Origin of the sequence: Enterobacter bugandensis, assembly GCF_900324475.1 — a bacterium.
GTDB lineage: Bacteria > Pseudomonadota > Gammaproteobacteria > Enterobacterales > Enterobacteriaceae > Enterobacter > Enterobacter bugandensis.
The window spans coordinates 4227166-4253371 of record NZ_LT992502.1; the positions used below are offsets into that span (position 1 = coordinate 4227166).

General features: G+C 54.1%; 24 protein-coding genes. 17 read left to right on the plus strand and 7 right to left on the minus strand.

The annotated features are described in order from the left end of the window. Positions 1-30: 30 nt before the first annotated feature. From rng to csrD, 6 genes are all read right to left on the minus strand, one after another. On the minus strand, positions 31-1500 hold the full coding sequence (gene rng / locus DG357_RS20440; RefSeq protein WP_008502847.1) for a ribonuclease G: 1470 nt from the start codon (positions 1498-1500) through the stop codon (positions 31-33). Continuing rightward, positions 1490-2083 carry a Maf family protein gene (locus DG357_RS20445; protein WP_088204338.1) on the minus strand — a complete coding sequence of 198 codons (594 nt, stop codon included), beginning with the start codon at positions 2081-2083 and terminating at the stop codon, positions 1490-1492. Before DG357_RS20445 ends, rng begins: the two co-directional genes overlap by 11 nt. A 9-nt stretch (positions 2084-2092) precedes the next feature. Continuing rightward, positions 2093-2581, minus strand: coding sequence for a rod shape-determining protein MreD (gene mreD, locus DG357_RS20450; RefSeq protein ID WP_008502849.1), 489 nt, complete (start codon positions 2579-2581; stop codon positions 2093-2095). After that, positions 2581-3597, minus strand: a complete 1017-nt coding sequence (gene mreC / locus DG357_RS20455) for a rod shape-determining protein MreC (RefSeq protein ID WP_028014605.1) — start codon at positions 3595-3597, stop codon at positions 2581-2583. The genes mreD and mreC overlap by 1 nt, the downstream gene beginning before the upstream one ends. 61 nt (positions 3598-3658) lie before the next feature. After that, positions 3659-4702, minus strand: coding sequence for a rod shape-determining protein MreB (mreB, locus tag DG357_RS20460; RefSeq protein WP_000913396.1), 1044 nt, complete (start codon positions 4700-4702; stop codon positions 3659-3661). Between the two features lie 282 nt (positions 4703-4984). Beyond that, positions 4985-6925, minus strand: a complete 1941-nt coding sequence (gene csrD, locus DG357_RS20470) for an RNase E specificity factor CsrD (protein WP_088204337.1) — start codon at positions 6923-6925, stop codon at positions 4985-4987. Positions 6926-7107: 182 nt separating this feature from the next. Here csrD and acuI point away from each other — a divergent pair, with 182 nt between their 5' ends. The 14 genes from acuI (at position 7108) to DG357_RS20545 (ending at position 20038) form a co-directional block, all read left to right on the plus strand. After that, positions 7108-8082 carry an acrylyl-CoA reductase (NADPH) gene (gene acuI, locus DG357_RS20475; RefSeq protein ID WP_041907830.1) on the plus strand — a complete coding sequence of 325 codons (975 nt, stop codon included), beginning with the start codon at positions 7108-7110 and terminating at the stop codon, positions 8080-8082. Positions 8083-8159: 77 nt separating this feature from the next. Then, on the plus strand, positions 8160-9161 hold the full coding sequence (msrP, locus tag DG357_RS20480) for a protein-methionine-sulfoxide reductase catalytic subunit MsrP (protein ID WP_088204336.1): 1002 nt from the start codon (positions 8160-8162) through the stop codon (positions 9159-9161). Then, positions 9162-9761, plus strand: a complete 600-nt coding sequence (msrQ, locus tag DG357_RS20485) for a protein-methionine-sulfoxide reductase heme-binding subunit MsrQ (protein ID WP_028014609.1) — start codon at positions 9162-9164, stop codon at positions 9759-9761. 234 nt (positions 9762-9995) lie between these two features. Next, positions 9996-10448: a type II 3-dehydroquinate dehydratase gene (gene aroQ / locus DG357_RS20490; RefSeq protein WP_028014610.1), complete on the plus strand. Its 453-nt coding sequence runs from the start codon at positions 9996-9998 to the stop codon at positions 10446-10448. 21 nt (positions 10449-10469) lie between these two features. Next, positions 10470-10934: an acetyl-CoA carboxylase biotin carboxyl carrier protein gene (accB, locus tag DG357_RS20500; protein ID WP_008502856.1), complete on the plus strand. Its 465-nt coding sequence runs from the start codon at positions 10470-10472 to the stop codon at positions 10932-10934. Between the two features lie 10 nt (positions 10935-10944). Further along, the gene (gene accC / locus DG357_RS20505; protein WP_003860388.1) at positions 10945-12294 is read left to right on the plus strand and encodes an acetyl-CoA carboxylase biotin carboxylase subunit; all 1350 of its coding nucleotides are present in this window, start codon (positions 10945-10947) and stop codon (positions 12292-12294) included. A 109-nt stretch (positions 12295-12403) separates the two neighbouring features. After that, positions 12404-12646 (plus strand): YhdT family protein, encoded by a 243-nt coding sequence (locus DG357_RS20510; RefSeq protein ID WP_006178860.1) that lies wholly within the window; start codon positions 12404-12406, stop codon positions 12644-12646. Then, positions 12636-14087, plus strand: coding sequence for a sodium/pantothenate symporter (panF, locus tag DG357_RS20515; RefSeq protein WP_028014612.1), 1452 nt, complete (start codon positions 12636-12638; stop codon positions 14085-14087). The genes DG357_RS20510 and panF overlap by 11 nt, the downstream gene beginning before the upstream one ends. Before the next feature lie 11 nt (positions 14088-14098). Next, positions 14099-14980, plus strand: a complete 882-nt coding sequence (prmA, locus tag DG357_RS20520; RefSeq protein WP_028014613.1) for a 50S ribosomal protein L11 methyltransferase — start codon at positions 14099-14101, stop codon at positions 14978-14980. 137 nt (positions 14981-15117) lie between these two features. Next, a complete protein-coding gene (locus DG357_RS20525; RefSeq protein WP_088204335.1) occupies positions 15118-15858 on the plus strand; it encodes a carbonic anhydrase in 741 nt (246 codons plus the stop codon). 330 nt (positions 15859-16188) lie between these two features. Then, positions 16189-17154 carry a tRNA dihydrouridine synthase DusB gene (gene dusB, locus DG357_RS20530; RefSeq protein WP_008502861.1) on the plus strand — a complete coding sequence of 322 codons (966 nt, stop codon included), beginning with the start codon at positions 16189-16191 and terminating at the stop codon, positions 17152-17154. Positions 17155-17177: 23 nt separating this feature from the next. Next, positions 17178-17474, plus strand: coding sequence for a DNA-binding transcriptional regulator Fis (fis, locus tag DG357_RS20535; RefSeq protein ID WP_000462905.1), 297 nt, complete (start codon positions 17178-17180; stop codon positions 17472-17474). Positions 17475-17653: 179 nt separating this feature from the next. Next, positions 17654-17818, plus strand: a complete 165-nt coding sequence (locus tag DG357_RS20540) for a DUF2556 family protein (RefSeq protein ID WP_014885446.1) — start codon at positions 17654-17656, stop codon at positions 17816-17818. 138 nt (positions 17819-17956) lie between these two features. Then, on the plus strand, positions 17957-20038 hold the full coding sequence (locus DG357_RS20545; protein WP_088204334.1) for a putative bifunctional diguanylate cyclase/phosphodiesterase: 2082 nt from the start codon (positions 17957-17959) through the stop codon (positions 20036-20038). Here the strand turns inward: DG357_RS20545 and envR are convergent. Further along, positions 19954-20670 carry an acrEF/envCD operon transcriptional regulator gene (envR, locus tag DG357_RS20550; protein WP_088204333.1) on the minus strand — a complete coding sequence of 239 codons (717 nt, stop codon included), beginning with the start codon at positions 20668-20670 and terminating at the stop codon, positions 19954-19956. The genes DG357_RS20545 and envR overlap by 85 nt on opposite strands. 384 nt (positions 20671-21054) lie before the next feature. Here envR and DG357_RS20555 point away from each other — a divergent pair, with 384 nt between their 5' ends. From DG357_RS20555 to DG357_RS20565, 3 genes are all read left to right on the plus strand, one after another. After that, complete coding sequence (locus tag DG357_RS20555) at positions 21055-22194, plus strand: efflux RND transporter periplasmic adaptor subunit (RefSeq protein WP_028014617.1); 1140 nt, start codon at positions 21055-21057, stop codon at positions 22192-22194. 11 nt (positions 22195-22205) lie between these two features. Further along, positions 22206-25319 (plus strand): efflux RND transporter permease subunit, encoded by a 3114-nt coding sequence (locus DG357_RS20560; RefSeq protein ID WP_088204332.1) that lies wholly within the window; start codon positions 22206-22208, stop codon positions 25317-25319. Between the two features lie 301 nt (positions 25320-25620). Continuing rightward, complete coding sequence (locus DG357_RS20565; RefSeq protein WP_008502867.1) at positions 25621-25842, plus strand: lipoprotein; 222 nt, start codon at positions 25621-25623, stop codon at positions 25840-25842. Positions 25843-26206: the final 364 nt, after the last annotated feature.

The window sequence follows — 26206 nt, forward strand, 5'->3', positions numbered from 1 at the left end:
GTCAGCTTTCGTCACGCAGCGTACTGCGTTTTACATCATTACGACGTCAAACTGCTCCTGGTTATAGAGCGGTTCAATTTGTACTTTTACCTGTTTGCCGACAAAGATTTCCACTTCCGCCAGCGCGTGCGACTCTTCGCCTTTCAGGGCTTCAGCCACCGCAGGGGAAGCATAGACCAGAAAACGATCGGAGTCGTAGGCATGATGAACACGGACGATTTCACGCATAATTTCATAGCAGACGGTCTCAACCGTCTTTACCGTTCCGCGTCCATGGCAGGTTGGACACTCATTACACAGGACATGTTCCACGCTTTCGCGGGTCCGTTTCCGGGTCATTTCCACCAGCCCCAGCTGAGAGAAGCCATTGATGCTGGTTTTCACGCGATCTTTACTCAGCGCCTGCTCCAGCGAGTGCAGCACGCGACGACGATGGTCTTCATTACTCATATCGATAAAGTCGATGATGATAATGCCGCCGAGGTTGCGCAGACGAAGCTGACGCGCAATCGCCTGCGTGGCTTCGATGTTGGTGTTGAAGATGGTGTCGTCCAGATTGCGATGACCGACAAACGCGCCGGTGTTGATATCGACGGTGGTCATCGCTTCGGTCTGATCGATGATCAGATAGCCGCCGGACTTCAGTTCGACCTTGCGTTCTAGCGCTCGCTGGATCTCGTTTTCGACATCATAGAGATCGAAGATCGGCTGACGCCCGGTGTAATGCTCCAGCAGGCCCGGCATTTCCGGGATGTATTCAGCGGTAAACTCCAGCAGCGCTTCATACGTCAGGCGAGAGTCCACGCGAATGCGGTCGAGTTGGGCATCGGCAAAGTCACGCAGCACGCGCTGCGCAAGCGCCAGCTCACCGTACAGCTGGTAGCGAGTCTGGTTGCGTTTTTTACGCTCCATCACTTTGGTCCAGACGCGCTTCAGGTAAGCCGCATCCGACGCCAGGTCTTCTTCGCTGATCCCTTCTGCAGCGGTACGGATAATAAACCCGCCCTGTTCATCGCAGTAGGCGCTGACCACTTTCTTCAGCCGCTCGCGCTCGCTTTCGCTCTCAATACGCTGCGAAACGCCCACGTGCGACGCGCCGGGCATAAAGACCAGATAGCGGGAAGGTAAGGTAATGTCGGTGGTCAGACGGGCACCTTTGGTGCCAAGGGGATCTTTCACCACCTGCACCATTAAGTCCTGGCCCTGACGCACCAGCTCGGAAATGTCGCGCACGGCAAACTGCTTTTGTTCTTCGCCCGCGACGCACTCGGTGTGCGGCATGATGTCGGAGGCATGTAAAAATGCCGCCTTATCCAGTCCAATATCTACAAAAGCCGCCTGCATACCCGGCAGTACACGACTGACACGACCTTTGTAGATATTGCCTACTATTCCGCGCCGCGCTTCACGCTCAATATGAATTTCCTGAAGAATGCCACCGTCAATATAGGCCACACGGGTTTCCGATGGCGTTACGTTTACCAACAATTCAGCCGTCATAATTATCCCTTCCCTCACGCAGTGAGTTAAAATTGCTCAGCAACTCATACGTTTCCACCAGCGGTAAGCCGACTACGGCGTGATAGCTGCCATTAATCTTCCTGACAAAACAGCCACCCAACCCTTGAATACCGTATGCACCTGCTTTATCCATCGGTTCACCGCTGGCAATATAAGCGGCGATCTCGTCGTCGGTAATCACTCTGAACGTGACATCCGTAACCACCAGGCAATCCAGCACGTGCTGGCTGTCCGCCAGCGCGACGGCCGTCATCACCTGGTGCGTTTGCCCGGACATCTTGCGCAGCATGCGCGCCGCATGGTCGGCGTCATGCGGTTTCTCGAGGACTTCACCGTTAAGGATAACGATGGTATCTGCTCCCAGCACGGGCAGATCGCGCGGCACGCAGGCCACGCCCGCCTGCGCTTTCTCGCGTGCCAGGCGAGACACGTACTGCTGAGCACTTTCGCCTTCAGCACGTTTTTCTTCAATGCCGGTCACGATGCGTTCAAAAGAGAGCCCTAGCTGCGTCAGGAGTTCCTGACGGCGCGGGGAGCCGGAAGCAAGATACAGAGACGTCATAGAAACCTTTTATTGCACAGCAAACTGCTGGCGAACCTTACGCATCAGCAGGAATAGCCACGGCCAGAGCACACCGTTTACTACACTACTCCAGAACACTTCCGGTCGGAAAGAGACGTTGATCACTAAAAACTCTGCCCAGAAAACAACGATATCCGCAGCAAGCGACAACAGCATCACGACCAGGGCCTGTTGCCAGAGCGCGAGGTTACGGAAGAGCTGGAATTTCAGTGCGACGAGGTACGCAATAATGCTCATGGACAGGGCGCGCACGCCCAGCGTAGAGCCACTAATGAGATCCAGTATGGCACCCATCACAAAACCCGTGCCGACATTTACGCGATGCGGCAGGGCAAGGATCCAGTAAAGTAAAATGAGCAAGACCCAGTTTGGCCGGAAAACGAGAATGTTATCCGGCCAGGGCATAATCTGCAGCAACAGTGCAATGAGGAACGAGAGCCAGATGACCCAGCGTCCCTGGCTACGATAGCTTGCCACTACTGCCCTCCCGAAGAGAGTTTAGGCGGTGGCGGCGCATCAGGCTGCGGCTGCGTTAACCCGGTTGCCGGCGCAGGCACGGGCGCAGGCGGCCCCATAGAGTCCGCTGGCGGAAGAACCTGCGGCATCATCTGCATCAGGCGTTCGTTCGCCACGCGATGCACCTCTTCAGGCGTCATCGGGTTAGCACCGTTACGATCGGCACCCCAGAGCAGCAGCAGGTAGCGCAGACGCTGTAAACCGGCGGTTGGACGGGCCTGAATCACGGTGTATGCACGCTGCGTATCCAGCTTAACCGAAGAGACCACCGCAACCGGGTAACCTTCAGGGAAGCGTCCACCGAGACCGGACGTCACCAGCACGTCGCCGACACGGATGTCCGTGTTAGCAGGCAGATGTTCCAGCTGCAGATCGTCCGTGCAGCCGTTACCGGCCGCAATCACGCGGATATCGTTACGCAGGACCTGGATCGGCAGTGCGTGGGTGGCGTCGCAAATCAGCAGCACGCGGCTGGTCAGTTTGGCGACGGCAACAACCTGGCCTACTACGCCCTTATCACTGATGACGGGCTGACCTTCATACACCCCGTTCACGCTCCCTTTGTCGATCACAACCTGATCGCTGTAAGGGTCGTTCACGGTGGAGATCACTTGGGTAACCATCTTCTGCTCGTCCTGACGCAGCGGCGAGCCGAGCAGTTCACGCAGACGCGCGTTTTCCTGCTTGTATTGCCCCAGCATCAGCAGTTCGCTGTTTTTCAGCAGCAGTTCCTGGCGTAATGCCCGGTTTTCAAGTTCGAGCTGGTCTCGTGAAGACAGCGTTTGAGAAACGGAGTCGAGCAGTTCACGGGGACCATTTGATATAAAGTAGAAAGGACTGACGGCGGTATCCATGTACGTTCGGATCTGGCTGAACGTACCGAGGCGGCTATCGGCAATAATGACGCCAAGCGCAACCAGAACCGCCAGAATGAGGCGAAACTGTAGCGATGGGCCACGGCTAAAAATTGGCTTCATAGGCTATGCGTATTCTCGTGTCAGAGAGAAAGGGTAGCGATTCGCTACCCTTTCACCATGACTACTCTTCGCTGAACAAGTCGCCGCCGTGCATGTCGATCATTTCCAGCGCCTTGCCACCACCGCGGGCGACGCAAGTCAGTGGATCTTCTGCAACTACGACAGGAATACCTGTCTCTTCCATCAACAGGCGGTCGAGGTTACGCAGCAGCGCACCACCACCGGTCAGAACCATACCGCGCTCGGAGATGTCGGACGCCAGCTCTGGTGGGCACTGTTCCAGCGCAACCATTACCGCGCTCACGATGCCCGTCAGTGGTTCCTGCAGTGCTTCCAGAATTTCGTTGGAGTTCAGGGTAAAGCCGCGTGGAACACCTTCCGCCAGGTTACGGCCACGCACTTCGATCTCACGCACTTCATCGCCCGGATATGCAGAACCGATTTCGTGTTTGATACGCTCTGCGGTGGCTTCACCGATCAGAGAGCCGTAGTTACGGCGCACGTAATTGATGATGGCTTCATCGAAGCGGTCACCACCGATACGTACGGAGGAGGAGTACACCACGCCGTTCAGTGAGATAACGGCCACTTCAGTGGTACCACCACCGATATCCACCACCATAGAACCGGTGGCTTCAGAAACAGGCAGACCCGCACCGATTGCCGCAGCCATTGGCTCTTCAATCAGGAACACTTCACGTGCGCCTGCACCCTGGGCAGATTCACGGATTGCGCGACGTTCTACCTGGGTTGCGCCAACCGGCACACACACCAGAACACGCGGGCTTGGGCGCATGAAGCTGTTGCTGTGAACCTGCTTGATGAAGTGCTGAAGCATTTTTTCAGTCACGAAGAAATCAGCGATAACGCCGTCTTTCATTGGGCGAATAGCGGCGATGTTGCCAGGGGTACGACCCAGCATCTGCTTCGCGTCATGACCCACTGCGGCCACGCTTTTCGGCGAGCCTGCACGATCCTGACGAATGGCCACAACAGAAGGCTCATTCAATACGATGCCTTGTCCTTTTACATAAATAAGGGTATTCGCGGTACCCAGGTCAATGGACAGGTCATTGGAAAACATGCCACGAAATTTTTTCAACATACTAAGGGATAATCCTGAAAGCTGGGGCGGAAAACAAAATCCGCTTACTTTACCAACCACACGCAGCAGCGACAAGGCGCAAAAATCATCTGCAACGGTGAAAATTTGTGCAGTACGTTTCCTGTTGTTACAAATTCATCCCCTGACTCCCTCAGGGCTGAGTAAACAGTCGTGTTCCTCACTGATATTTGTAACCCATTAAAGGTCGTTCACTGGCTTTTTGCTCGACATACTCAAAGCTACAGGCGCGATATTCTACGTGAAAACAACGTAAACGGCAGGTCAAACAGAGTATCTTTGCAAATATTTTTTCACGTTGGTGTCAAGCGGCTGAGAGGCTGCAAAAAAATCGCCCTGACCGCCCGTCACTCCGCGCTCTGTTAACATCTGCCATTCGCCTCTGGAGCGCACGCCTGCGGCAAATACCTGTGTTCGCGTTCCCTTACACGCTTCAACCAGACTCTGAACCAGCAGCTGGTTTTCCGTGCGCTTCTCAATATTCCTTACCAGCCCCGGATGTAGCTTTAATAGCTCCACATCCAGCTCCTTGATCCAGTTGGTACTGACCAGCGTTAAACCCGCCTGCGTTACCGCGACACGGGCACCGAGCGCGTTGATCAAACGGACCACTGGACGCAACCGGCTGATGTGTTGACCCACATCCGCCTCAGCAAGTTCAAAAATAATGCGTTTGCGTTGCGATTTTTCGCATTGCATTAATGTATCACGCAGCCAGCGCTGAAAACGCGGGCGTATTAATGACTCAACGGTAACCTGTAACGCCAGATTCTCTTCAGGCCAGAATGATAAAAATGGAATCAAGCGTGTAATTTGCTGGCGGTCATACTCTTCGGAGAGCCCAAATTGCAGAACCATCGGCAGATATTCCGCAGAAATAACCTCTTCCGTCCCGTCGAAAATACGGCACATCAATTCCCGGTGGTGGACAAAACCGTTCTTCATGACCGCCGGTTTTTGATAAATACGCGGCCCGCCGCGACTCAGCATTTGCTCAATCAAAGTACGCCAGCGCACGTTTCCACGCCCTTTTTCAGGCAGCGAATCATCATAGACCGCCCATCCGTTCGCCCCTTGCAATACCGCGTTGCGGGTGGCCGCTTCCGCATGCTCCATCACCTGCTCTGTCGACTGTCCGCCGCGCCAGGCGCAAATCCCCATATGGACCATATCGTCTCTGTCGAGCATTTTGCTCTGCGGCAGCGCGTCGACGGCCTTAAGTAGCTGGCTGGCAATGCTTTCTGATTCCTTCAACGTGCGATGCGGCAGCAATACGGCAAAGTCGCTGCGGTGGTAGCGGGCCAGCAGCGCCCCCGGATAGCGCATAATAAAGGTGGAGAGCAGGTTGATCAGCGTAAATAGATTTTCTTCCGCCGCCCGCTGGCCCCATGTGTCGCGCAGCAGATCGAAATCGGGCAGGCGAATCATCATCACCACCCCGTGCGTGCCCACTTTTTCCGGATCGTCGAGCAGCGTGGCGAGTTGATTGTCAAAGAAAAGGCGGTTGTTCAGGCCGGTTTTATTATCCTGCGCGGCATAAGAGCGGATCAGCGTATCCATTCGGCTGCGCTGGTCGCTGGCAAACTGGATCTCTGAGAGCAGCGTATCCAGCGCGCTGCTGGCGCGTGAGGGCCATTCATGGACCGAGCCGCGAACCTGCGGGCCGCGTTCACCGTTCAGGATACGCACGGAGCGGATCTCCAGCAGTTCCTGGCCTGAAAGCTGGCGGCGCAGCCAGCGGACCGCGAGAAAAATCAGCAAAATAATGAAGGCGACGGCAACAGTAAGCGGCGCGGTGGTCATCATAGATCGGAAATAGCTGGCCATCGGATCGAGGTAGACCATGTGTATGGTCATCCCCGGATTTTTGAGGGAGTGCACCGTTACTTCCCGATACTGGCTCACCACGCCCGCAGGTCGATAGCTGTCCTGTCGTTCATGGCTTAAAACCGGATGCTTTCCCTGCTGGATGTCGACATGAATAATATCAACCGGCACCATTAACTCATCCAGCTCCCGGGATAGCTCAGGAAGTGGAGTGGTCAGCAGACGCGTATCAATGACCGACGCAACGGACTGCACCCGGTTAACCAGTTTGTCCTGAATGGCGTTATAAAAGCTCAGAGAGCAACCAAGAAGCGTGACAAAGATGGTAAGCCCCGTCAGCAGGGTGATAAAAGCCGAGAACTTCGTCGTTAATCGCATCCTTGAGATTACTCCGTGGGTTGATGGGGTAGCGAGTAAGCGCTAACTTGCATTTCAAATGCGGCATACTACCAAACCTGGCGTATCTGGCAATTTATTGCGTTAAATCGGCATTGCTTTACCCTGAGCGAGTATAGTCTTCAGGAACTCTTTTCCAATCATCTGAGCCGTGAGGACCCCGTATGCAGGCTTTAATCTTAGAACAGCAGGACGGCAAAACGCTTGCCTCAGTACAGGCCGTAGAAGAGACTCGCCTGCCGGAAGGCGACGTCACCGTCGACATCGACTGGTCCAGTTTAAATTATAAAGATGCGCTGGCGATCACCGGCAAGGGTAAAATCATCCGAAATTTCCCTATGGTGCCGGGTATTGATTTTGCTGGCCGGGTTCATAGCAGCGAAGATCCCCGTTTTCATGCGGGCCAGCAGGTGCTGCTCACCGGCTGGGGCGTGGGCGAAAATCACTGGGGCGGGCTGGCAACGCAGGCGCGCGTGAAGGGCGACTGGCTGGTGCCTATGCCGAAAGGCATAGATGGTCGCAAAGCGATGATCGTTGGTACCGCAGGCTTTACCGCCATGCTGTGCGTGATGGCGCTGGAAGAGGCGGGTGTTCGCCCCGAGTCGGGTGAAATTGTTGTGACCGGGGCCAGCGGTGGCGTGGGCAGCACGGCGGTCACGCTGCTGCACAAGCTGGGTTATCAGGTTGCGGCGGTTTCCGGCCGTGAAAGCACGCATGATTATCTGCGCCAGCTCGGCGCCAGCCGCATTCTTGGCCGCGATGAGTTTGCCGAGACCCGCCCGCTGGAAAAACAGGTCTGGGCAGGTGCGGTGGATACCGTCGGTGATAAGGTGCTGGCAAAAGTCCTGGCGCAGATGAACTACGGCGGCTGCGTGGCAGCCTGCGGCCTGGCCGGGGGATTTGCCCTGCCAACGACCGTCATGCCATTTATTCTGCGTAACGTCCGCCTGCAGGGCGTGGATTCCGTGATGACGCCTGCGGCTCGCCGTGCAGAGGCATGGGAGCGTCTGGTGCGCGATTTGCCGGAATCGTTCTATACCCAGAGCGCTACCGAAATTACGCTCAGCCAGGCACCTGAATATGCCAGCAAGATCATGGATAACCAGTTCCACGGCCGCGCGCTGGTGAAAATCGCCTAATCTTCAAATTTTCGTGACATATTCGCGCTAACGCTTCTCCTCCGTCATGCTTAGAAAAACGCATGACGGAGGATGCCATGAAAAACCGAAAACTGACGGAAGCCGACGTAACGTCTGAATCTGTCTTTATGTTACAGCGCCGCCAGATCCTGAAAATGCTTGGCATCAGCGCCACGGCACTGACGCTCTCTCCAGCGGCACACGCCGACCTGCTCGACTGGTTCAAAGGCAACGATCGCCCTAAGGCGCCTTCCGGTGCCCCGCTTACCTTTACCAAACCCGCAGAATGGCAAAACACGCTGGCGCTCACGCCGGAAGATAAAGTCACCGGCTACAACAACTTCTACGAATTTGGTCTGGATAAAGCCGATCCTGCCGCCAATGCCGGCAGCATGAAAACCGATCCGTGGACGATGAAAATCGACGGTGAAGTGGCAAAACCTCTGACGCTGGACCATCACGATCTGACCACCCGCTTCCCGCTTGAGGAGCGTATCTATCGCATGCGCTGCGTAGAGGCCTGGTCGATGGTGGTGCCCTGGGTAGGCTTCCCGCTGCATAAGCTGCTGGCGATGGTTGAACCCACCAGCAACGCAAAATACGTCGCCTTCCAGACGCGCTACGCCCCGGACGAGATGCCGGGCCAGAAAGACCGGTTCATCGGCGGCGGGCTGGAGTATCCATACGTTGAAGGGTTACGTCTTGACGAAGCCATGCATCCCCTTACCCTCCTGACCGTCGGCGTTTACGGCAAGGCGCTTCCGCCGCAGAACGGTGCCCCCATCCGTTTAACCGTGCCGTGGAAATACGGTTTCAAAGGGATTAAATCGATCGTCAGCATTAAGCTGACCCGCGAACGTCCGCCGACGACATGGAACCTGGCGGCGCCGGGTGAATACGGCTTCTTCGCCAACGTGAACCCGCATGTGGATCATCCCCGCTGGTCGCAGGCGACGGAACGCTTTATTGGCTCCGGCGGCGCGCTGGACGTGAAGCGCCAGCCCACGCTGCTGTTTAACGGGTATGCGGATGAAGTGGCGTCCCTTTACCGTGGCCTCAATTTACGGGAGAACTTCTGAGTGCGTTTAACGGCAAAGCAGATTACCTGGCTGAAAGTGCTGCTGCATTTAGCCGGGATACTTCCTTTTATCTGGCTGTTCTGGGCGGCCAGCCAGGGCCTCTTTAGCGCCGATCCGGCAAAGGATATCCAGCATTTTACCGGTCGGATGGCTCTGAAATTTTTACTGGCCACCTTGCTCGTCTCGCCGCTGGCGCGCTACGCTAAACAGCCATTATTGATACGCACCCGTCGGCTTTTGGGGCTATGGTGTTTTGCCTGGGCGACCCTGCACCTCACCAGTTACGCCCTGCTGGAACTGGGAATTAACAATCTGACACTGCTTGGCCGCGAGCTGGTAACACGCCCTTACCTGATGCTGGGCATTGTTAGCTGGCTGATCCTGCTGGCGTTAGCGCTGACATCCACGCAATATGCGCAGCGAAAGCTGGGCCGTCGCTGGCAGTTGCTGCACAACTTCGTCTATCTTGTCGCGATCCTCGCCCCCATTCATTATCTGTGGTCGGTGAAGATCCTCTCTCCGCAGCCGGTCCTTTACGCGCTGGCAGCCGTGGCGCTTTTAGCATGGCGTTACAAGAAGTTCCGCCAGTGGTTGCGATAGTTCGCGAAACTGTGCGTTTTCCCGCAGATTACCTCTCAACCGCAAATCTTTTTTGGATTGCGGTTGATAATCTTCCCTGATAAGACCAGTATTTAGCTGCCAAATGCTACGAAATCGTTATAATGTGCGACCTTGGTTCGCCTGACAGCGGTTTTGGGCCTCTGAAAAGGTGACATTTGCGCTTCGACGGTATATTTTGTTTTTTACCCGAAAATCGCAGGAGATAGCGGCATAATGACTGATAAGTTCCACATCTTAGTTTTAAACGGACCGAACCTGAACATGCTCGGCACCCGTGAGCCAGAGAAGTACGGCACGCTGACATTGAGCGAAATTGTTAACCGTCTGAGCACGGAAGCAGCCTCGCTGAATGTGGATTTGGATCATTTTCAGTCAAACGCGGAGTACGCAATCATCGACCGTATTCATCAGGCTAAAGACACTGTGGACTATATCCTGATCAATCCGGCCGCGTTTACGCACACCAGTGTTGCTATCCGCGACGCACTGCTCGCGGTGAGTATCCCGTTTATCGAGATCCACCTGAGTAACGTGCACGCCCGAGAGCCGTTCCGCCACCATTCGTATCTGTCGGATATCGCTGCTGGCGTTATCTGCGGACTGGGCGCAGACGGCTATTCATACGCTTTACAGACAGCGGTAAAACGCTTGTCACAATCACACTAAACAAGAGTACGGAACCCACTCATGGATATTCGTAAGATTAAAAAACTGATCGAGCTGGTTGAAGAATCAGGCATCTCCGAACTGGAAATTTCTGAAGGCGAAGAGTCTGTACGCATCAGCCGTGCAGCCCCAGCCGCTAGCTTCCCGGTAATGCAGCAAGCTTACGCTGCGCCAGTGCAGCAGCCTGCGCTTTCCGCAGCCGTTGCGCCAGCAGCAGCTGAAGCCGCACCTGCCGCTGCAGCAGAAATCAGTGGTCACATCGTACGTTCCCCAATGGTTGGTACTTTCTACCGCACCCCGAGCCCGGACGCGAAGGCGTTCATCGAAGTGGGTCAGAAAGTCAACGTAGGCGATACCCTGTGCATCGTTGAAGCGATGAAAATGATGAACCAGATCGAAGCTGACAAGTCAGGTACTGTGAAAGCGATTCTGGTCGAAAGTGGTCAGCCGGTTGAATTTGACGAGCCGCTGGTCGTCATCGAGTAACGAGGCGAACATGCTGGATAAAATTGTTATCGCCAACCGTGGCGAGATTGCACTGCGTATTCTTCGTGCCTGTAAAGAACTGGGCATCAAGACCGTGGCCGTGCACTCAAGCGCGGATCGCGATTTAAAACACGTATTGCTGGCGGATGAGACGGTCTGTATTGGCCCGGCTCCGTCCGTAAAAAGCTATCTGAACATCCCGGCTATCATCAGCGCCGCTGAAATCACCGGCGCGGTGGCAATTCATCCGGGTTACGGCTTCCTCTCTGAGAACGCCAACTTTGCTGAGCAGGTTGAACGCTCTGGCTTTATCTTCATCGGTCCGAAAGCTGACACCATTCGCCTGATGGGCGACAAAGTGTCTGCAATCACCGCAATGAAAAAAGCCGGTGTTCCAACCGTGCCAGGCTCTGACGGCCCTCTGACCGACGACATGGATGCTAACCGTGCTCATGCTAAACGCATTGGCTACCCGGTTATCATCAAGGCGTCCGGCGGCGGCGGCGGTCGCGGTATGCGCGTTGTGCGCAGCGATGCTGAACTGGCGCAGTCCATCTCCATGACCAAAGCGGAAGCGAAAGCGGCTTTCAGCAATGACATGGTGTACATGGAAAAATACCTGGAAAACCCACGCCACATCGAAATTCAGGTGCTGGCTGACGGTCAGGGTAACGCGATCTATCTGGCAGAACGTGACTGCTCCATGCAGCGTCGTCACCAGAAAGTGGTCGAAGAAGCGCCAGCGCCGGGCATTACCCCGGAACTGCGTCGCTACATCGGCGAGCGTTGCGCCAAAGCGTGCGTTGATATCGGCTATCGCGGGGCGGGTACCTTTGAGTTCCTGTTCGAAAACGGCGAGTTCTACTTCATTGAGATGAACACCCGTATTCAGGTTGAACACCCGGTTACCGAAATGATCACCGGCGTTGACCTGATCAAAGAGCAGCTGCGTATCGCAGCCGGTCAGCCTCTGTCCATCAAGCAGGAAGAAGTAGTGGTGAAAGGCCATGCGGTAGAGTGCCGTATCAACGCCGAAGACCCGAACACCTTCCTGCCAAGCCCGGGTAAAATCACGCGTTTCCACGCGCCGGGTGGTTTTGGCGTGCGCTGGGAGTCTCATATCTACGCCGGTTACACCGTACCGCCGTACTATGACTCAATGATCGGCAAGCTCATCTGCTACGGCGAAAACCGTGACGTGGCGATTGCCCGCATGAAGAACGCCCTGCAGGAGCTGATCATCGACGGTATTAAAACCAACGTTGATCTGCAGATGCGTATCATGAGCGACGAGCACTTCCAGAATGGTGGAACCAATATCCACTACCTGGAGAAAAAACTCGGCCTGAACGAGAAGTAAGAGAGCTGTGTTGCTAAAAGGCCGGATTATCCGGCCTTTTTTTATTTCTGGGGATCGCAAAGCCCCATCATGTACAATCCCCGCTTTCTGCATCCACAAGGGACAAAAAATGGACAAACGTTTTGTTCAGGCCCATAAAGAAGCGCGCTGGGCGCTGTGGCTGACCCTTCTCTATCTTGCTGCATGGTTAGTGACTGCTTACTTACCTGACTCCGCTATTGGCATCACCGGCCTGCCGCACTGGTTCGAAATGGCCTGCCTGCTGGTACCGCTGGTGTTTATCCTGCTGTGCTGGGCAATGGTGAAATTTATCTACCGGGATATTCCGCTGGAGGACGATGATGCAGCTTGAAGTCATTCTGCCGCTTGTCGCATACCTGCTGGTCGTGTTTGGTTTATCCATTTACGCCATGCGCAAAAGAACGACCGGTGCTTTTCTTAACGAGTATTTCCTCGGCAGCCGTTCGATGGGCGGCGTTGTGCTGGCAATGACGCTGACCGCGACCTATATCAGCGCCAGCTCGTTTATTGGCGGCCCCGGTGCGGCCTACAAGTACGGGTTAGGCTGGGTACTGCTGGCTATGATCCAGCTGCCTGCCGTCTGGCTCTCCCTCGGTATTCTTGGTAAGAAATTTGCCATTCTGGCGCGCCGCTATAATGCCGTCACGCTCAACGACATGCTGTTTGCCCGTTACCAGAGCCGCTTACTGGTGTGGCTGGCGAGCTTAAGCCTGCTGGTGGCCTTTATTGGCGCGATGACCGTACAGTTTATCGGCGGGGCACGCCTGCTGGAAACGGCGGCCGGGATCCCTTACGAGACAGGCCTGCTTATCTTCGGGGTAAGCATCGCGCTCTATACCGCGTTTGGCGGGTTCCGCGCCAGCGTGCTGAACGATACGCTGCAGGGAATGGTCATGCTCATCGGCACGATTGTTCTGCTGGTGGGGATTGTTCATGCGGCGGGTGGACTCACTCATGCGGTGGAAACCCTGGAAGCGATTGACCCGAAACTGATTTCACCGCAGGGCGCGGATGATATCCTCTCGCCGACCTTTATGACCTCGTTCTGGGTGTTAGTCTGCTTCGGGGTGATTGGTCTGCCGCATACCGCCGTGCGTTGTATCTCCTATAAAGACAGCAAAGCCGTTCACAAGGGCATCATCATCGGGACGATTGTGGTCGCGGTCCTGATGTTTGGTATGCACCTGGCAGGTGCGTTAGGGCGCGCGGTGATCCCCGACCTTACCGTGCCGGATCTGGTGATCCCTACGCTGATGGTTAAAGTGCTGCCGCCCTTCGCCGCCGGAATTTTCCTCGCAGCGCCAATGGCCGCCATTATGTCGACCATTAACGCCCAGTTACTGCAAAGTTCCGCTACGATCATTAAAGATCTCTATCTGAACCTGCGCCCTGAGCAGGTTGAAAATGAACGTCGCCTGAAGCGGATGTCTGCCGTCATTACGCTGGTGTTAGGAGCTTTGCTGATGTTAGCTGCATGGCGTCCGCCGGAGATGATTATCTGGCTGAACCTGCTTGCGTTTGGTGGGCTTGAAGCCGTTTTCCTGTGGCCGCTGGTATTAGGTCTTTACTGGGAACGCGCGAACGCTGCAGGCGCGCTGAGCGCGATGATTGTTGGCGGTGTGCTGTATGCCATCCTTGCGACATTTAAGATTCAGTATCTGGGCTTCCATCCGATTGTGCCTTCGTTACTGCTAAGTTTACTGGCGTTTGTGGTGGGGAACCGTTTCGGTCAGCCCGCCCCACAACCCGCTATGATTTCTACTGATAAATAAAGAGTTTTGCCATGCCGTGGATCCAACTAAAACTGAACACAACCGGCGCGAACGCCGAAGAGCTAAGCGATGCGCTGATGGAAGCCGGCTCTGTCTCCATCACCTTTCAGGACACGCACGACACGCCGGTCTTTGAACCGCTGCCGGGCGAAACGCGCCTGTGGGGTGATACCGACGTGATCGGCCTGTTCGATGCCGAAACCGACATGAAAGAGGTGGTGGCGATTCTGGAAAACCATCCGCTGCTGGGCGCAGGCTTCGCGCATAAAATCGAACAGCTGGAAGACAAAGACTGGGAACGCGAGTGGATGGACAACTTCCATCCGATGCAGTTCGGCAAACGTCTGTGGATCTGCCCAAGCTGGCGCGAGGTTCCCGATGAAAACGCGGTGAACGTGATGCTTGACCCAGGCCTGGCGTTTGGCACCGGCACCCATCCAACCACGTCTCTGTGCCTGCAGTGGCTGGATGGTCTGGATCTGGAAGGTAAGACGGTGATCGACTTCGGCTGCGGTTCCGGGATCCTCGCGATTGCCGCCCTGAAACTGGGCGCGGCGAAAGCCATCGGGATCGATATCGATCCGCAGGCCATTCAGGCCAGCCGCGATAATGCCGAGCGTAACGGCGTCTCCGATCGTCTGGAGCTCTACCTGCCGGAAGCGCAGCCAGAAGCCATGAAAGCCGATGTGGTGGTCGCAAACATTCTCGCGGGCCCACTGCGTGAACTGGCGCCATTAATCAGCGTGCTACCGGTTGAGGGCGGTCTGCTGGGTCTGTCCGGCATCCTGGCAAGCCAGGCGGAGAGCGTTTGCGAAGCCTACGCCGATCTCTTTGCGCTCGACCCGGTCGTCGAGAAAGAAGAGTGGTGCCGCATTACCGGTCGTAAAAAATAAGCATTTGGCGTGGTCCTCTGACCACGCCTTTTCTCCTCAATATTCCTCCCGCCCCTGACCTGCCTCCGGTAAAATAACCCCACAAATCATATTGATAACTTTTGATTTGGATAATAAAAATTCACGGGAAGAATATTATGAAACACGTTTATAGCAAGGCAGCGCTGTTAGCGCTGAGCATGATCTCGGCTTCAGCATGCGCATCACACTGGAGCTACAAAGGAGAAAGCTCACCGGAGCACTGGGGTGAACTGGATGAAGCGTACAAGGCCTGTAACAGTGGAATGAACCAGTCTCCCATTGATATTGATTCAACCGCTAACGCCCATCTCTCCCCGCTGCAAACGCACTACGTTGACGGCCCTGTGACGCTGACAAACAATGGCCATACTATTCAGGCAAGCGAGCAGGCCGACACTCGCGACACTATCACGCTGGATAAGCAAACCTGGACATTACAGCAGTTCCACTTCCACGCGCCGAGCGAAAACACCGTGCACGGCAAGCATTACGCGATGGAAATGCACCTTGTGCATAAAAATGCGAAGGGGGAACTGGCGGTGGTCGCGGTCATGTTCGACAAAGGGGCAGAGAACCGTGAACTTGATAAACTGTGGGACGTTATGCCTCAGCAGGCTGAGCTGAACGTCTCCATCAAGCAGGAGCTCAACCTGAATAAGCTGCTGCCGGAAGATAAAACGTACTGGCGCTTTAGCGGCTCGCTGACAACGCCACCGTGTTCAGAAGGCGTCACCTGGATCGTGCTTAAGCATCCTCTGACGGTCTCCGCCGGGCAGCTCGAGAAATTCACCCACACAATGCATCACGATAATAACCGGCCGGTACAGTCCCTCCATGGTCGTGTTATCCTCGAATAACGTCTATTTTTTGCCCTGAAATCATGTTCTAAAATGCGACGCAGATCGCAAAGAAGTGGGGAAATCTGCTGTTAAAAACAGCAGATTATCCCGCTCATCTGTCGCATTTATTCAGAAATGATGAGAAGTTACGGGAAATTGTAAGCGCACATAAAATAGCCATCAGCGCATAACTCAATGATTTCAATAATGAATAATTTTAAACGAAAAGATTGCGTGGCGATTCCTTGATCTACAACAGTGGATTGTTCAAAGTTTGGCCTTTCATCTCGTGCAAAAAATGCGTAATATACGCCGCCTTGCAGTCACAGTATGGTCATTTCTTAACTCATGCGCATCGGACACCACCAGCTTAGAAATCGCCTGATCGCAGCCCCAATGGCAGGTATTACCGACCGGCCGTTCAGGACGCTGTGCTATGAGATGGGAGCCGGTTTAACCGTATCCGAGATGATGTCGTCTAACCCGCAGGTTTGGGAAAGCGATAAATCCCGCCTTCGGATGGTGCACATTGATGAACCAGGTATTCGCACCGTGCAAATTGCCGGAAGCGTGCCTGAAGAGATGGCAGATGCCGCGCGTATTAACGTGGAAAGTGGTGCCCAGATTATTGATATCAATATGGGTTGCCCGGCCAAAAAGGTGAATCGCAAGCTTGCAGGTTCAGCCCTTCTGCAATACCCCGACCAGGTGAAAGCTATCCTGACGGCGGTTGTCAGCGCAGTGGACGTTCCTGTTACGTTGAAGATTCGCACGGGTTGGTCGCCGGAACACCGTAACTGTGTAGAGATTGCCCAACTGGCCGAAGATTGTGGTATTCAGGCCCTGACCATCCACGGACGCACTCGCGCCTGTTTGTTCAATGGTGAAGCTGAATACGACAGCATTCGGGCAGTTAAGCAGAAGGTTTCCATTCCGATTATCGCGAATGGCGACATAACTGACCCGCTTAAAGCCAGGGCTGTACTCGACTATACGGGAGCTGATGCTCTGATGATAGGACGTGCAGCTCAGGGAAGACCCTGGATCTTCCGGGAAATCCAGCATTATCTGGACACTGGGGAGCTGCTTGCCCCACTGCCTCTGGCAGAGGTAAAGCGCTTGCTTTGTTCGCATGTTCGGGAACTGCATGACCACTACGGTCAGGCAAAAGGGTACCGAATTGCGCGTAAACACGTCTCCTGGTATCTCCAGGAGCACGCTCCAGATGACCAGTTTCGGCGCACATTCAACGCCATTGAGGATGCCAGCGAACAGCTGGAGGCGTTGGAGGCATACTTCGAAAATCTTGCGTAATGAAATAAAGAGCTGACAGAACTATGTTCGAACAACGCGTAAATTCTGACGTACTGACCGTTTCTACCGTTAACTCTCAGGATCAGGTAACTCAAAAGCCCCTGCGTGACTCGGTTAAACAGGCACTGAAGAACTATTTTGCTCAACTGAATGGTCAGGATGTTAATGACCTGTATGAGCTGGTACTGGCTGAAGTTGAACAGCCACTGTTGGACATGGTGATGCAATACACCCGCGGTAACCAGACCCGCGCTGCGCTGATGATGGGTATCAACCGTGGTACTCTGCGTAAGAAACTGAAAAAATACGGCATGAACTGATACTAATCAGTTAAATGCTTGTTTAAAAAGGCGCTACCTGGCATGGGGATGCGCCTTTTTTATTGTCTTATTCTTTCACCGTCAACGCTTTGTAAACCTTTGCTTATCCCGCTTTTAAACCGCTTCTTTTCGTGTATATTTCCACCATTTCAGTGGCTCTCTTCTCGCGGAATGACACAATGATTCGTAAATACTGGTGGCTGGTCGTCTTTGCAATCTCCGTTTTTCTATTCGATGCCCTCCTGATGCAGTGGATTGAACTGATGAGCACCGAAACCGACAAGTGCCGCAATATGAACTCCGTCAATCCGCTGAAATTAGTGAACTGTTCAGAACTCGATTAACCCCCAGCCGTCACCAACCTCCCCGTATTACCCACTAAAAACGGGGATTTAAATCCCTTTGAGCCGTTACCTGACGGTGATAATGTCTCGCCCTTCTCAACCTCTCCTGCGTAACGTCATACTCGAGTAGAACCGACCATGCTGGTTAGCCAATATAACCCTATCCTAGTAGCCCTCTCCTTTGCTGTTGCCATCCTTGCTGCTTACACCGCGCTGAATATGGCTGCACGCGTCGCCGGGAGTCAGGGCGTCGCAGCGCGCGTCTGGCTGGCGGGAGGCGGTGTTGCGATGGGCATTGGCGTATGGGCCATGCACTTTATCGGCATGCTGGCGATGGATCTCTCCATGAGCATGAGCTACAACGCGACCCTGACGATTTTATCTATGGTCATCGCCGTGGGGTCGTCACTGTTTGCGCTATGGCTCGTCAGCTGTGAACAGCTGCGCATGCGCCGCCTGCTCCCCGGCGCTCTGGTAATGGGAATCGGTATTGTTGCCATGCATTACACCGGTATGGCGGCGCTGGAGGTGAGGCCGGGGATCGTTTGGGATACGCTGTGGGTGGCCATTTCGGTCGTGATTGCGCTTGCCGCTTCGCTTGCAGCATTGTGGCTGACCTTCCGCCTGCGTCACGAAGCCGCTCAGGTGGTGCTGATGCGCCTGGGTGCCGCCATCACGATGGGAATTGCTATCGCCGGTATGCACTACGCCGGGATGAAGGCCGCGCAGTTTCCAATGTCCACCATGGTTCACCATCAGGGTATTAACGGCAGCTGGCTGGCCGTGCTGGTCAGCGTCGTCGCGCTCTCTATTCTTGGGATCACCCTGCTGGTGTCGATGCTGGATGCCCGCCTGCAGGCACGAACCGCCCTTCTGGCCTCGTCGCTGGCAGAAGCGAACCGGGAACTTGCGCAGCTGGCGCTGCACGATACGCTGACGCGTCTGCCCAACCGTATCCTGCTGGAGGACCGGCTCGATCAGGCCATCAGCAAAGCTGACCGTGAAGGTACCCATTTCGCCCTGATGTTCATGGATCTCGACGGTTTTAAAGCCATCAATGACGCCTACGGCCATGATGTCGGTGACAGTCTGCTGGTCGCCGTTACGCAGCGTCTGCTGCATCTCCTGAAGGGCCAGTTTACCCTTGCACGCATTGGCGGCGATGAGTTTGTTCTGCTGGCTGAGGGAGAAGGTCCGGACGATGCGGCCTCGCTGGCAAATTCGCTGGTGCGGGCGATCGATAGCCCGTTCACTCTCGACCCCTACGAACTGGTGGTAACGCTTAGCATTGGTATCGCCCTGTACCCTCACGACGGCAAAACCGAACGTGAGCTGATGTTTAACGCCGACGCGGCGATGTATCACACCAAGCATATGGGCCGAAACGGCTATCACTTTTTCCAGCCCTCCATGAACACTCTGGCGCAGACCCATCTTCAGTTAATGAACGATCTGTGGATGGCCGTCGATCGCAATGAACTGCGCCTGCTTTATCAGCCAAAATTTCACGCGCCCGCGGGCCCTCTCCTCGGGTTTGAAGCGCTGCTGCGCTGGCAGCATCCGAAGCAGGGTTTACTGACGCCGGATCTTTTCCTGCCGCTGGCGGAAAAAACCGGGCTTATCATCCCTATTGGTAACTGGGTGCTCAATGAAGCCTGTCGCCAGCTGAGAGAATGGCATCTGCAGGGGCATCGAAACTGGTCAATGGCAGTAAACCTGTCGACGCTGCAGTTCGAACAGCCCTCGCTGGTTAAAACAGTGCTCGACTGCCTGGAGCGTCATCACGTCCCGCCGGAAATGTTGATCCTGGAAGTCACGGAAACTACGGCGATGAGCAACCCCGATGAGAGCGTGCGGGTGCTGACAGAGCTGACGGATGCTGGGGTGAAAGCCTCGATTGATGATTTTGGGACCGGATATTCGAGCCTGCTGTATCTCAAGCGTTTACCGGCCTGTGAACTGAAGATAGACAGAGCGTTTGTGAAAGAGTTAAGCGGTGAAAGCGAGGATGCCACCATTGTCTCTGCGATTGTGGCCCTCGCGAAAACGCTCAACCTGAAAGTCGTGGCCGAAGGTGTGGAAACCGAAGCGCAGCAAGCCTTTTTGACGGAGCTGGGCTGTAATACCTTACAGGGTTATCTGTTAGGTAAACCCGCCAGCGCGCAGACCATCGAGGCGCTTTGTGCACGGGGTGAAATGTTGCCAGGCGCTGAGCCGTAATCATTATGAGGCGACACGCGCAAGAGAGGGAGTGTCGCCAGAATGCTGTCGACCAGGGCTGGCGCCTGCTGATAAAGATTAAAACTGTCGGTATTCATTAACCAGTTTTTAATGATGCCGCTAAAAAAACCGTGGAATACGATCATGGTCAGCTCAACGTTCACCTGCGACGAAATGATGTTTCGAGAAATACATTTTTCCAGCGTAACGCGTAAAGAATCATAATTGAACCCAATACGTTTCCGAATTTCTTCCTCTGAAATCATATCGCTAGTAAATTCACATTTATGATACAAAATTTGTAATAGCGCACATTGACGGGGTTCGCATGCGATATACTGAAGCGCAGTAATGAATTGCTCACGAAGTATTAACAACGGATCATCATTTTCGGAGAGAGAAAGCCTGTCGCGAATGATGTCACGTAGCGGTAATTGCTGTTCCCAGATGGCATTAAATATCTCTGCTTTACTGGTAAAGTGCCAGTAGATAGCACCACGCGTAACCTTTGCGGCATCGGCGATATCCGTCAGCGTCGTGCTGGCCACACCTCGCGTCGCAAACTGCCCGATAGCCGCCTCAATCAACTGCTGTCGGGTTTGTTGAGCCTCTTCTTTCTTTTTACGCGCCATTGACAGCTACTCTTTACTCGCAGGGTATATACATAACATCAGGTTCGGATGGCTGGAAGTATTCACTAAAAGCCGTTTTAATTTTGCACAAAAAAAGTCAATTCACTTAATCTATAAACAATCTAAATACATGCCCGTAATTAAATTCACGGAATGAATAAATTTACCGGTTAAGCTCTATTAGCCTGATTTAGTGGGCAGAAGTATAGCCGTATTTTCTACGGGACTGATTCTGATTTTCCTCTCAGGCCTCGTCATTCGCACTTATAAATTAAAAAACATTAAATACCCTCATTATTATACGCAGCTACATTTTATTTTTTCCCTCTGCCCCACTACCGATCTACGGCAAACATCGGTTAATGGGTATTTAAAGGAACAGTCATGACGAATCATTTCAGACGTTTACCCTTAGCCGGTTTCATTGTCTGCGCTGTACTGCTCACTGGATGCGATGGCCAGGAAAATCAACAACAACATGCACAGGCGCCTCAGGTCAGCGTCCATATCGTGAAAAGTGCGCCGCTGGCCGTCACAACTGAACTCCCGGGCAGAACAGATGCGTTCCGCGTTGCGGAGGTTCGTCCACAGGTTAGCGGTATCATTCTGCGTCGCAACTTCACGGAAGGTAGCGATGTAAAAGCTGGGGACTCACTTTATCAAATTGATCCTGCGACCTATCAGGCGGCTTACGACAGCGCGAAAGGCGAGCTGGCAAAGGCGCAGGCGGCGGCCAATATTGCACACCTGACGGTGAAACGTTATCTCCCACTGGTGGGAACACAGTATGTCAGTAAACAAGAGTATGACCAGGCCGTGGCTACGGCCCAGCAGGCAGATGCCAGCGTTGTCGCCGCAAAAGCGGGCGTTGAAAGCGCACGTATCAACCTTGCGTATACCAAAGTAACGTCCCCTGTCGATGGCCGCATCGGCAAATCCAGCGTGACGGAAGGGGCGCTCGTGACGAACGGGCAGGCCGCAGCGCTGGCGACGGTCCAGCAGCTTGATCCGATTTATGTCGATGTGACCCAGTCGAGCAATGAATTTATGCGCCTGAAGCAGACTAGCCTGCAAAAAGGCGACACGGCCAGCAGCGTTGAGCTGCTGATGGAGAATGGTCAGCCCTATCCGCTGAAAGGCACCCTGCAGTTCTCCGACGTTACGGTGGATGAAAGCACCGGCTCAATCACGCTGCGCGCCATTTTCCCGAATCCTCAACACCTGCTGTTACCGGGGATGTTCGTTCGCGCCCGCATTGATGAAGGCACACAGCCAGATGCCATTCTGGTTCCGCAGCAGGGCGTGACCCGAACGCCACGAGGCGACGCAACCGTGCTGGTGGTTAATGATAAAAACCAGGTTGAATCACGTACCGTCGTTGCGCCTCAGGCCATTGGCGACCGCTGGCTGGTGACGGAAGGGCTGAAAAACGGTGACCGCGTGATTGTCAGCGGATTACAAAAAGTCAGACCAGGGGCTACCGTCGTCGCCACGCCAGATACCACCACGACTCCCGCCAGTTAAGGAACGACGACATGGCTAATTTCTTTATTCAAAGGCCGGTTTTCGCCTGGGTACTTGCCATCATTTTGATGATTGCAGGCGGGCTGGCCATTCTCAAACTGCCCGTCGCCCAGTATCCGACGATTGCTCCGCCAGCCGTGGCGATTTCTGCGACCTACCCCGGCGCTGATGCCCAGACGGTGCAGGATACCGTGACCCAGGTTATCGAACAGAACATGAACGGTATCGACAACCTGATGTACATGTCTTCCACCAGCGATTCAGCAGGTAATGTCACCATCACACTGACCTTCGAGTCAGGAACGGATCCGGACATCGCCCAGGTGCAGGTGCAGAACAAACTGCAGCTCGCCATGCCGCTGCTGCCGCAAGAGGTACAGCAGCAAGGGATTGGCGTTGAGAAATCCAGCAGCAGCTTCCTGCTGGTCGCCGGTTTTGTTTCGGACAACAAAAACCTCACTCAGGATGATATCTCCGACTATGTCGCCTCGAACGTCAAAGATGCTATCAGCCGAACGACGGGTGTCGGCGACGTTCAGCTGTTTGGCGCCCAGTATGCGATGCGCATCTGGCTCGACAGCAACGCGATGAATAAATACCAGCTGACGCCGCTGGATATTATCAACCAGCTGAAAACGCAGAACGACCAGATAGCGGCAGGTCAGTTGGGCGGTACGCCATCGGTTCCTGGACAGCAGTTGAATGCCTCCATCATCGCGCAAACTCGCCTGAAATCACCGGAAGAGTTTGGCCGCGTGACGCTCAAGGTGAACCAGGACGGCTCGATGGTTCACCTGAAGGATGTCGCTCGCATTGAACTCGGCGGCGAAAACTACAATATGGTGACCAAAATCAACGGGCAGGCAGCCACCGGCCTTGGGATTAAGCTGGCAACCGGGGCAAACGCGCTGGATACCGCGGCAGCCATCAAGAGCAAACTGGCGCAACTACAACAGTTCTTCCCGCAGGGGTTGAAGGTCGTCTATCCCTATGACACCACGCCTTTTGTGAAAATATCTATTCATGAAGTGGTGAAGACCCTGTTTGAAGCGATCGTTCTGGTCTTCCTGGTCATGTATCTGTTCCTGCAAAACCTGCGCGCGACGCTCATTCCGACTATCGCGGTGCCGGTGGTTCTGCTGGGTACCTTCGCGGTTCTTGCGGCGTTCGGTTTCTCCATCAACACCCTGACGATGTTCGGGATGGTACTAGCGATAGGACTACTCGTTGATGACGCCATCGTGGTGGTCGAGAACGTTGAGCGCGTGATGGTAGAGGACAAGCTGCCGCCGAAAGAGGCCACGCAGAAGTCGATGGAGCAGATCCAGGGCGCGCTGGTGGGGATCGCTATGGTTCTCTCGGCGGTCTTTGTCCCGATGGCCTTTTTTGGTGGCTCGACGGGCGCCATCTATCGCCAGTTCTCGCTGACTATCGTTTCAGCCATGGCGCTCTCCGTGCTGGTTGCGCTGATCCTGACGCCCGCACTCTGCGCAACGCTGCTTAAGCCCGTTTCTGGCGATCATCATGAGAAGAAAGGGGGGTTCTTTGGCTGGTTCAATGCGCTCTTTGATAAGAGCGTGGAGCACTACAGCAACAGCGTAAGCGGTATTTTGCGTAAGACCGGCCGCTATCTGGTGGTGTACGTCCTTATTGTCGGTGGGATGGCGGTGCTGTTCCTGCGCTTACCTACCTCCTTCCTGCCTGAAGAGGATCAGGGGGTATTTATGACGATGGTTCAACTCCCGGCGGGTGCGACCCAGACGCGTACTCAGCAGGTTCTCGACCAGGTTCAGGACTACTATCTGACCCAAGAGAAAGCGAACGTTGAATCCGTCTTTACCGTTAACGGCTTTAGCTTTAGCGGTCAGGGCCAGAACTCCGGTATCGCCTTCGTCAGCCTGAAACCCTGGGAAGAACGTTCTGGGGAGAAAAATAGCGTTGAGGCCATCGTGGGCCGAGCGACAAAAGCGTTCAGCCAGATTAAAGACGGCCTTGTATTTCCGTTTAACCTGCCTGCCATTATCGAACTGGGAACCGCAACGGGCTTCGACTTTGAACTTATCGATCAGGCAAACCTGGGGCATATCCAGCTGACGCAGGCGCGTAATCAGCTGCTCGGCATGGTGAAAGAGCACCCTGACCTGCTGGTTCGCGTGCGTCCTAACGGCCTGGAGGATACACCGCAGTTCAAACTGGATGTCGATCAGGAGAAAGCGCAGGCGCTGGGTATTAGCATTTCTGACGTCAACCAGACGATATCGACGGCATTGGGTGGTACCTATGTGAATGACTTTATCGATCATGGCCGCGTGAAAAAAGTTTACGTCCAGGCGGATGCGAAATTCCGAATGTTGCCGGGGGACATCAACAATCTCTACGTGCGCAGCGCGAATGGGGAAATGGTGCCGTTCTCATCCTTTAGCAGCGCACACTGGGTTTACGGTTCTCCTCGTCTGGAACGCTATAACGGCATGCCGTCCATGGAGATCCTCGGTGAGTCAGCCCCAGGGAAAAGTACCGGTGAGGCCATGGTGATGATGGAAAGCCTGGCGGCAAAACTGCCTTCCGGCATCGGCTACGACTGGACGGGAATGTCTTATCAGGAACGCCTTTCCGGTAACCAGGCGCCTGCACTGTACGCCATTTCACTGATCGTGGTGTTCCTGTGCCTGGCAGCGCTGTATGAAAGCTGGTCCATACCCTTCTCTGTCATGCTGGTTGTGCCGTTAGGCGTCATCGGGGCTCTTTTCGCAGCGTCGCTGCGCGGGTTAAACAATGACGTCTATTTCCAGGTCGGCCTGCTGACGACGATTGGGTTATCGGCGAAAAACGCCATCCTGATCGTCGAATTTGCTAAGGACCTGATGGATAAAGAAGGTAAAGGTATCATTGAGGCCACGCTGGAAGCCTCAAGAATGCGCCTTCGCCCGATCCTGATGACCTCCCTGGCCTTCATTCTTGGCGTCATGCCGCTGGTAATTAGCACCGGAGCCGGGAGCGGCGCGCAAAACGCCGTCGGTACGGGTGTGATGGGAGGCATGCTTTCCGCAACGCTTCTGGCTATTTTCTTTGTGCCCGTTTTCTTTGTGGTTGTCCGGAGACGGTTTACCAACCATAAGGATTAACGTATCCCTGAAGGCACCGTTTGGTGCCTTTTTTATTTTAATATAAACAATGGATTAGTCATTATTGAATCGCATATTAAAAATTCATGAGTTTGCATTAAGTAAAAGCGCCCTCTTGCGACTCCATAATTTCTCCATGAATTTATCCAGAAAACGCTTTTTCTCCATGATTTTTACAAACTACATAATTTGAGATTATTCCACGTGTAACGGGAACTTACCCTGGTGGTAAAATAATCTCCAGTTCGTTAATAGCCCTCCTGGCTATGTAGCGAATAAGAAATAATATTGAGGTAACATCATGAAAAGATTCATTTCCGTTGCACTTCTCGCTGCGCTGCTTGCTGGTTGCGCGCACGACTCTCCTTGTGTACCGGTTTACGATGATCAGGGCCGACTGGTTCATACCAATACCTGTATGAAAGGCACCACCCAGGACAACTGGGAAACAGCGGGTGCCATCGCCGGCGGCGCTGCCGCAGTAGCGGGTTTAACGTTAGGTATTGTTGCCCTGACGAAGTAACATCTGTTCAGAAAGCGCGGCTCCGGCCGCGCTTTTGCTTTTAATGAGTGCACCATTTTCTAATAAATAAAAAAGTTCCGCATTTATTCTTATATTTCATTTCAACCAACCGCTATCAACACCTTTTTCTTATCTCTGATGATTTTCATACATTAATACTATTGAATACTCTGCCAATATTCACCTCAGAAACTATCTCTTCTTTTTATCTCATCCCGGTTAAAACTTTTGCTCCAATTTGTGGCACAGGTTGTAATTTCGCACTGTTTCGGGGCGCTCATTTTATTTAAGCCTGTCTACACTCTGCATTAAGCGTTCAGTTTTCTCTTATCTCGCTGAACTCAAAACTGGCATTACGTTTGCT

Excerpts from the sequence above, each read along its gene's own strand:
- DG357_RS20545 (WP_088204334.1), top strand. The coding sequence starts at position 17,957 with ATGCTGGTTAGCCAATATAACCCTATCCTAGTAGCCCTCTCCTTTGCT.
- acuI (WP_041907830.1), top strand. The coding sequence starts at position 7,108 with ATGCAGGCTTTAATCTTAGAACAGCAGGACGGCAAAACGCTTGCCTCA.
- accC (WP_003860388.1), top strand. The coding sequence starts at position 10,945 with ATGCTGGATAAAATTGTTATCGCCAACCGTGGCGAGATTGCACTGCGT.
- DG357_RS20510 (WP_006178860.1), top strand. The coding sequence starts at position 12,404 with ATGGACAAACGTTTTGTTCAGGCCCATAAAGAAGCGCGCTGGGCGCTG.
- mreC (WP_028014605.1), bottom strand. The coding sequence starts at position 3,597 with ATGAAGCCAATTTTTAGCCGTGGCCCATCGCTACAGTTTCGCCTCATT.
- fis (WP_000462905.1), top strand. The coding sequence starts at position 17,178 with ATGTTCGAACAACGCGTAAATTCTGACGTACTGACCGTTTCTACCGTT.
- DG357_RS20540 (WP_014885446.1), top strand. The coding sequence starts at position 17,654 with ATGATTCGTAAATACTGGTGGCTGGTCGTCTTTGCAATCTCCGTTTTT.
- csrD (WP_088204337.1), bottom strand. The coding sequence starts at position 6,925 with ATGCGATTAACGACGAAGTTCTCGGCTTTTATCACCCTGCTGACGGGG.
- DG357_RS20555 (WP_028014617.1), top strand. The coding sequence starts at position 21,055 with ATGACGAATCATTTCAGACGTTTACCCTTAGCCGGTTTCATTGTCTGC.
- mreB (WP_000913396.1), bottom strand. The coding sequence starts at position 4,702 with ATGTTGAAAAAATTTCGTGGCATGTTTTCCAATGACCTGTCCATTGAC.
- rng (WP_008502847.1), bottom strand. The coding sequence starts at position 1,500 with ATGACGGCTGAATTGTTGGTAAACGTAACGCCATCGGAAACCCGTGTG.
- DG357_RS20560 (WP_088204332.1), top strand. The coding sequence starts at position 22,206 with ATGGCTAATTTCTTTATTCAAAGGCCGGTTTTCGCCTGGGTACTTGCC.
- prmA (WP_028014613.1), top strand. The coding sequence starts at position 14,099 with ATGCCGTGGATCCAACTAAAACTGAACACAACCGGCGCGAACGCCGAA.
- DG357_RS20525 (WP_088204335.1), top strand. The coding sequence starts at position 15,118 with ATGAAACACGTTTATAGCAAGGCAGCGCTGTTAGCGCTGAGCATGATC.
- dusB (WP_008502861.1), top strand. The coding sequence starts at position 16,189 with ATGCGCATCGGACACCACCAGCTTAGAAATCGCCTGATCGCAGCCCCA.
- DG357_RS20565 (WP_008502867.1), top strand. The coding sequence starts at position 25,621 with ATGAAAAGATTCATTTCCGTTGCACTTCTCGCTGCGCTGCTTGCTGGT.
- DG357_RS20445 (WP_088204338.1), bottom strand. The coding sequence starts at position 2,083 with ATGACGTCTCTGTATCTTGCTTCCGGCTCCCCGCGCCGTCAGGAACTC.
- aroQ (WP_028014610.1), top strand. The coding sequence starts at position 9,996 with ATGACTGATAAGTTCCACATCTTAGTTTTAAACGGACCGAACCTGAAC.
- panF (WP_028014612.1), top strand. The coding sequence starts at position 12,636 with ATGCAGCTTGAAGTCATTCTGCCGCTTGTCGCATACCTGCTGGTCGTG.
- envR (WP_088204333.1), bottom strand. The coding sequence starts at position 20,670 with ATGGCGCGTAAAAAGAAAGAAGAGGCTCAACAAACCCGACAGCAGTTG.
- accB (WP_008502856.1), top strand. The coding sequence starts at position 10,470 with ATGGATATTCGTAAGATTAAAAAACTGATCGAGCTGGTTGAAGAATCA.
- msrP (WP_088204336.1), top strand. The coding sequence starts at position 8,160 with ATGAAAAACCGAAAACTGACGGAAGCCGACGTAACGTCTGAATCTGTC.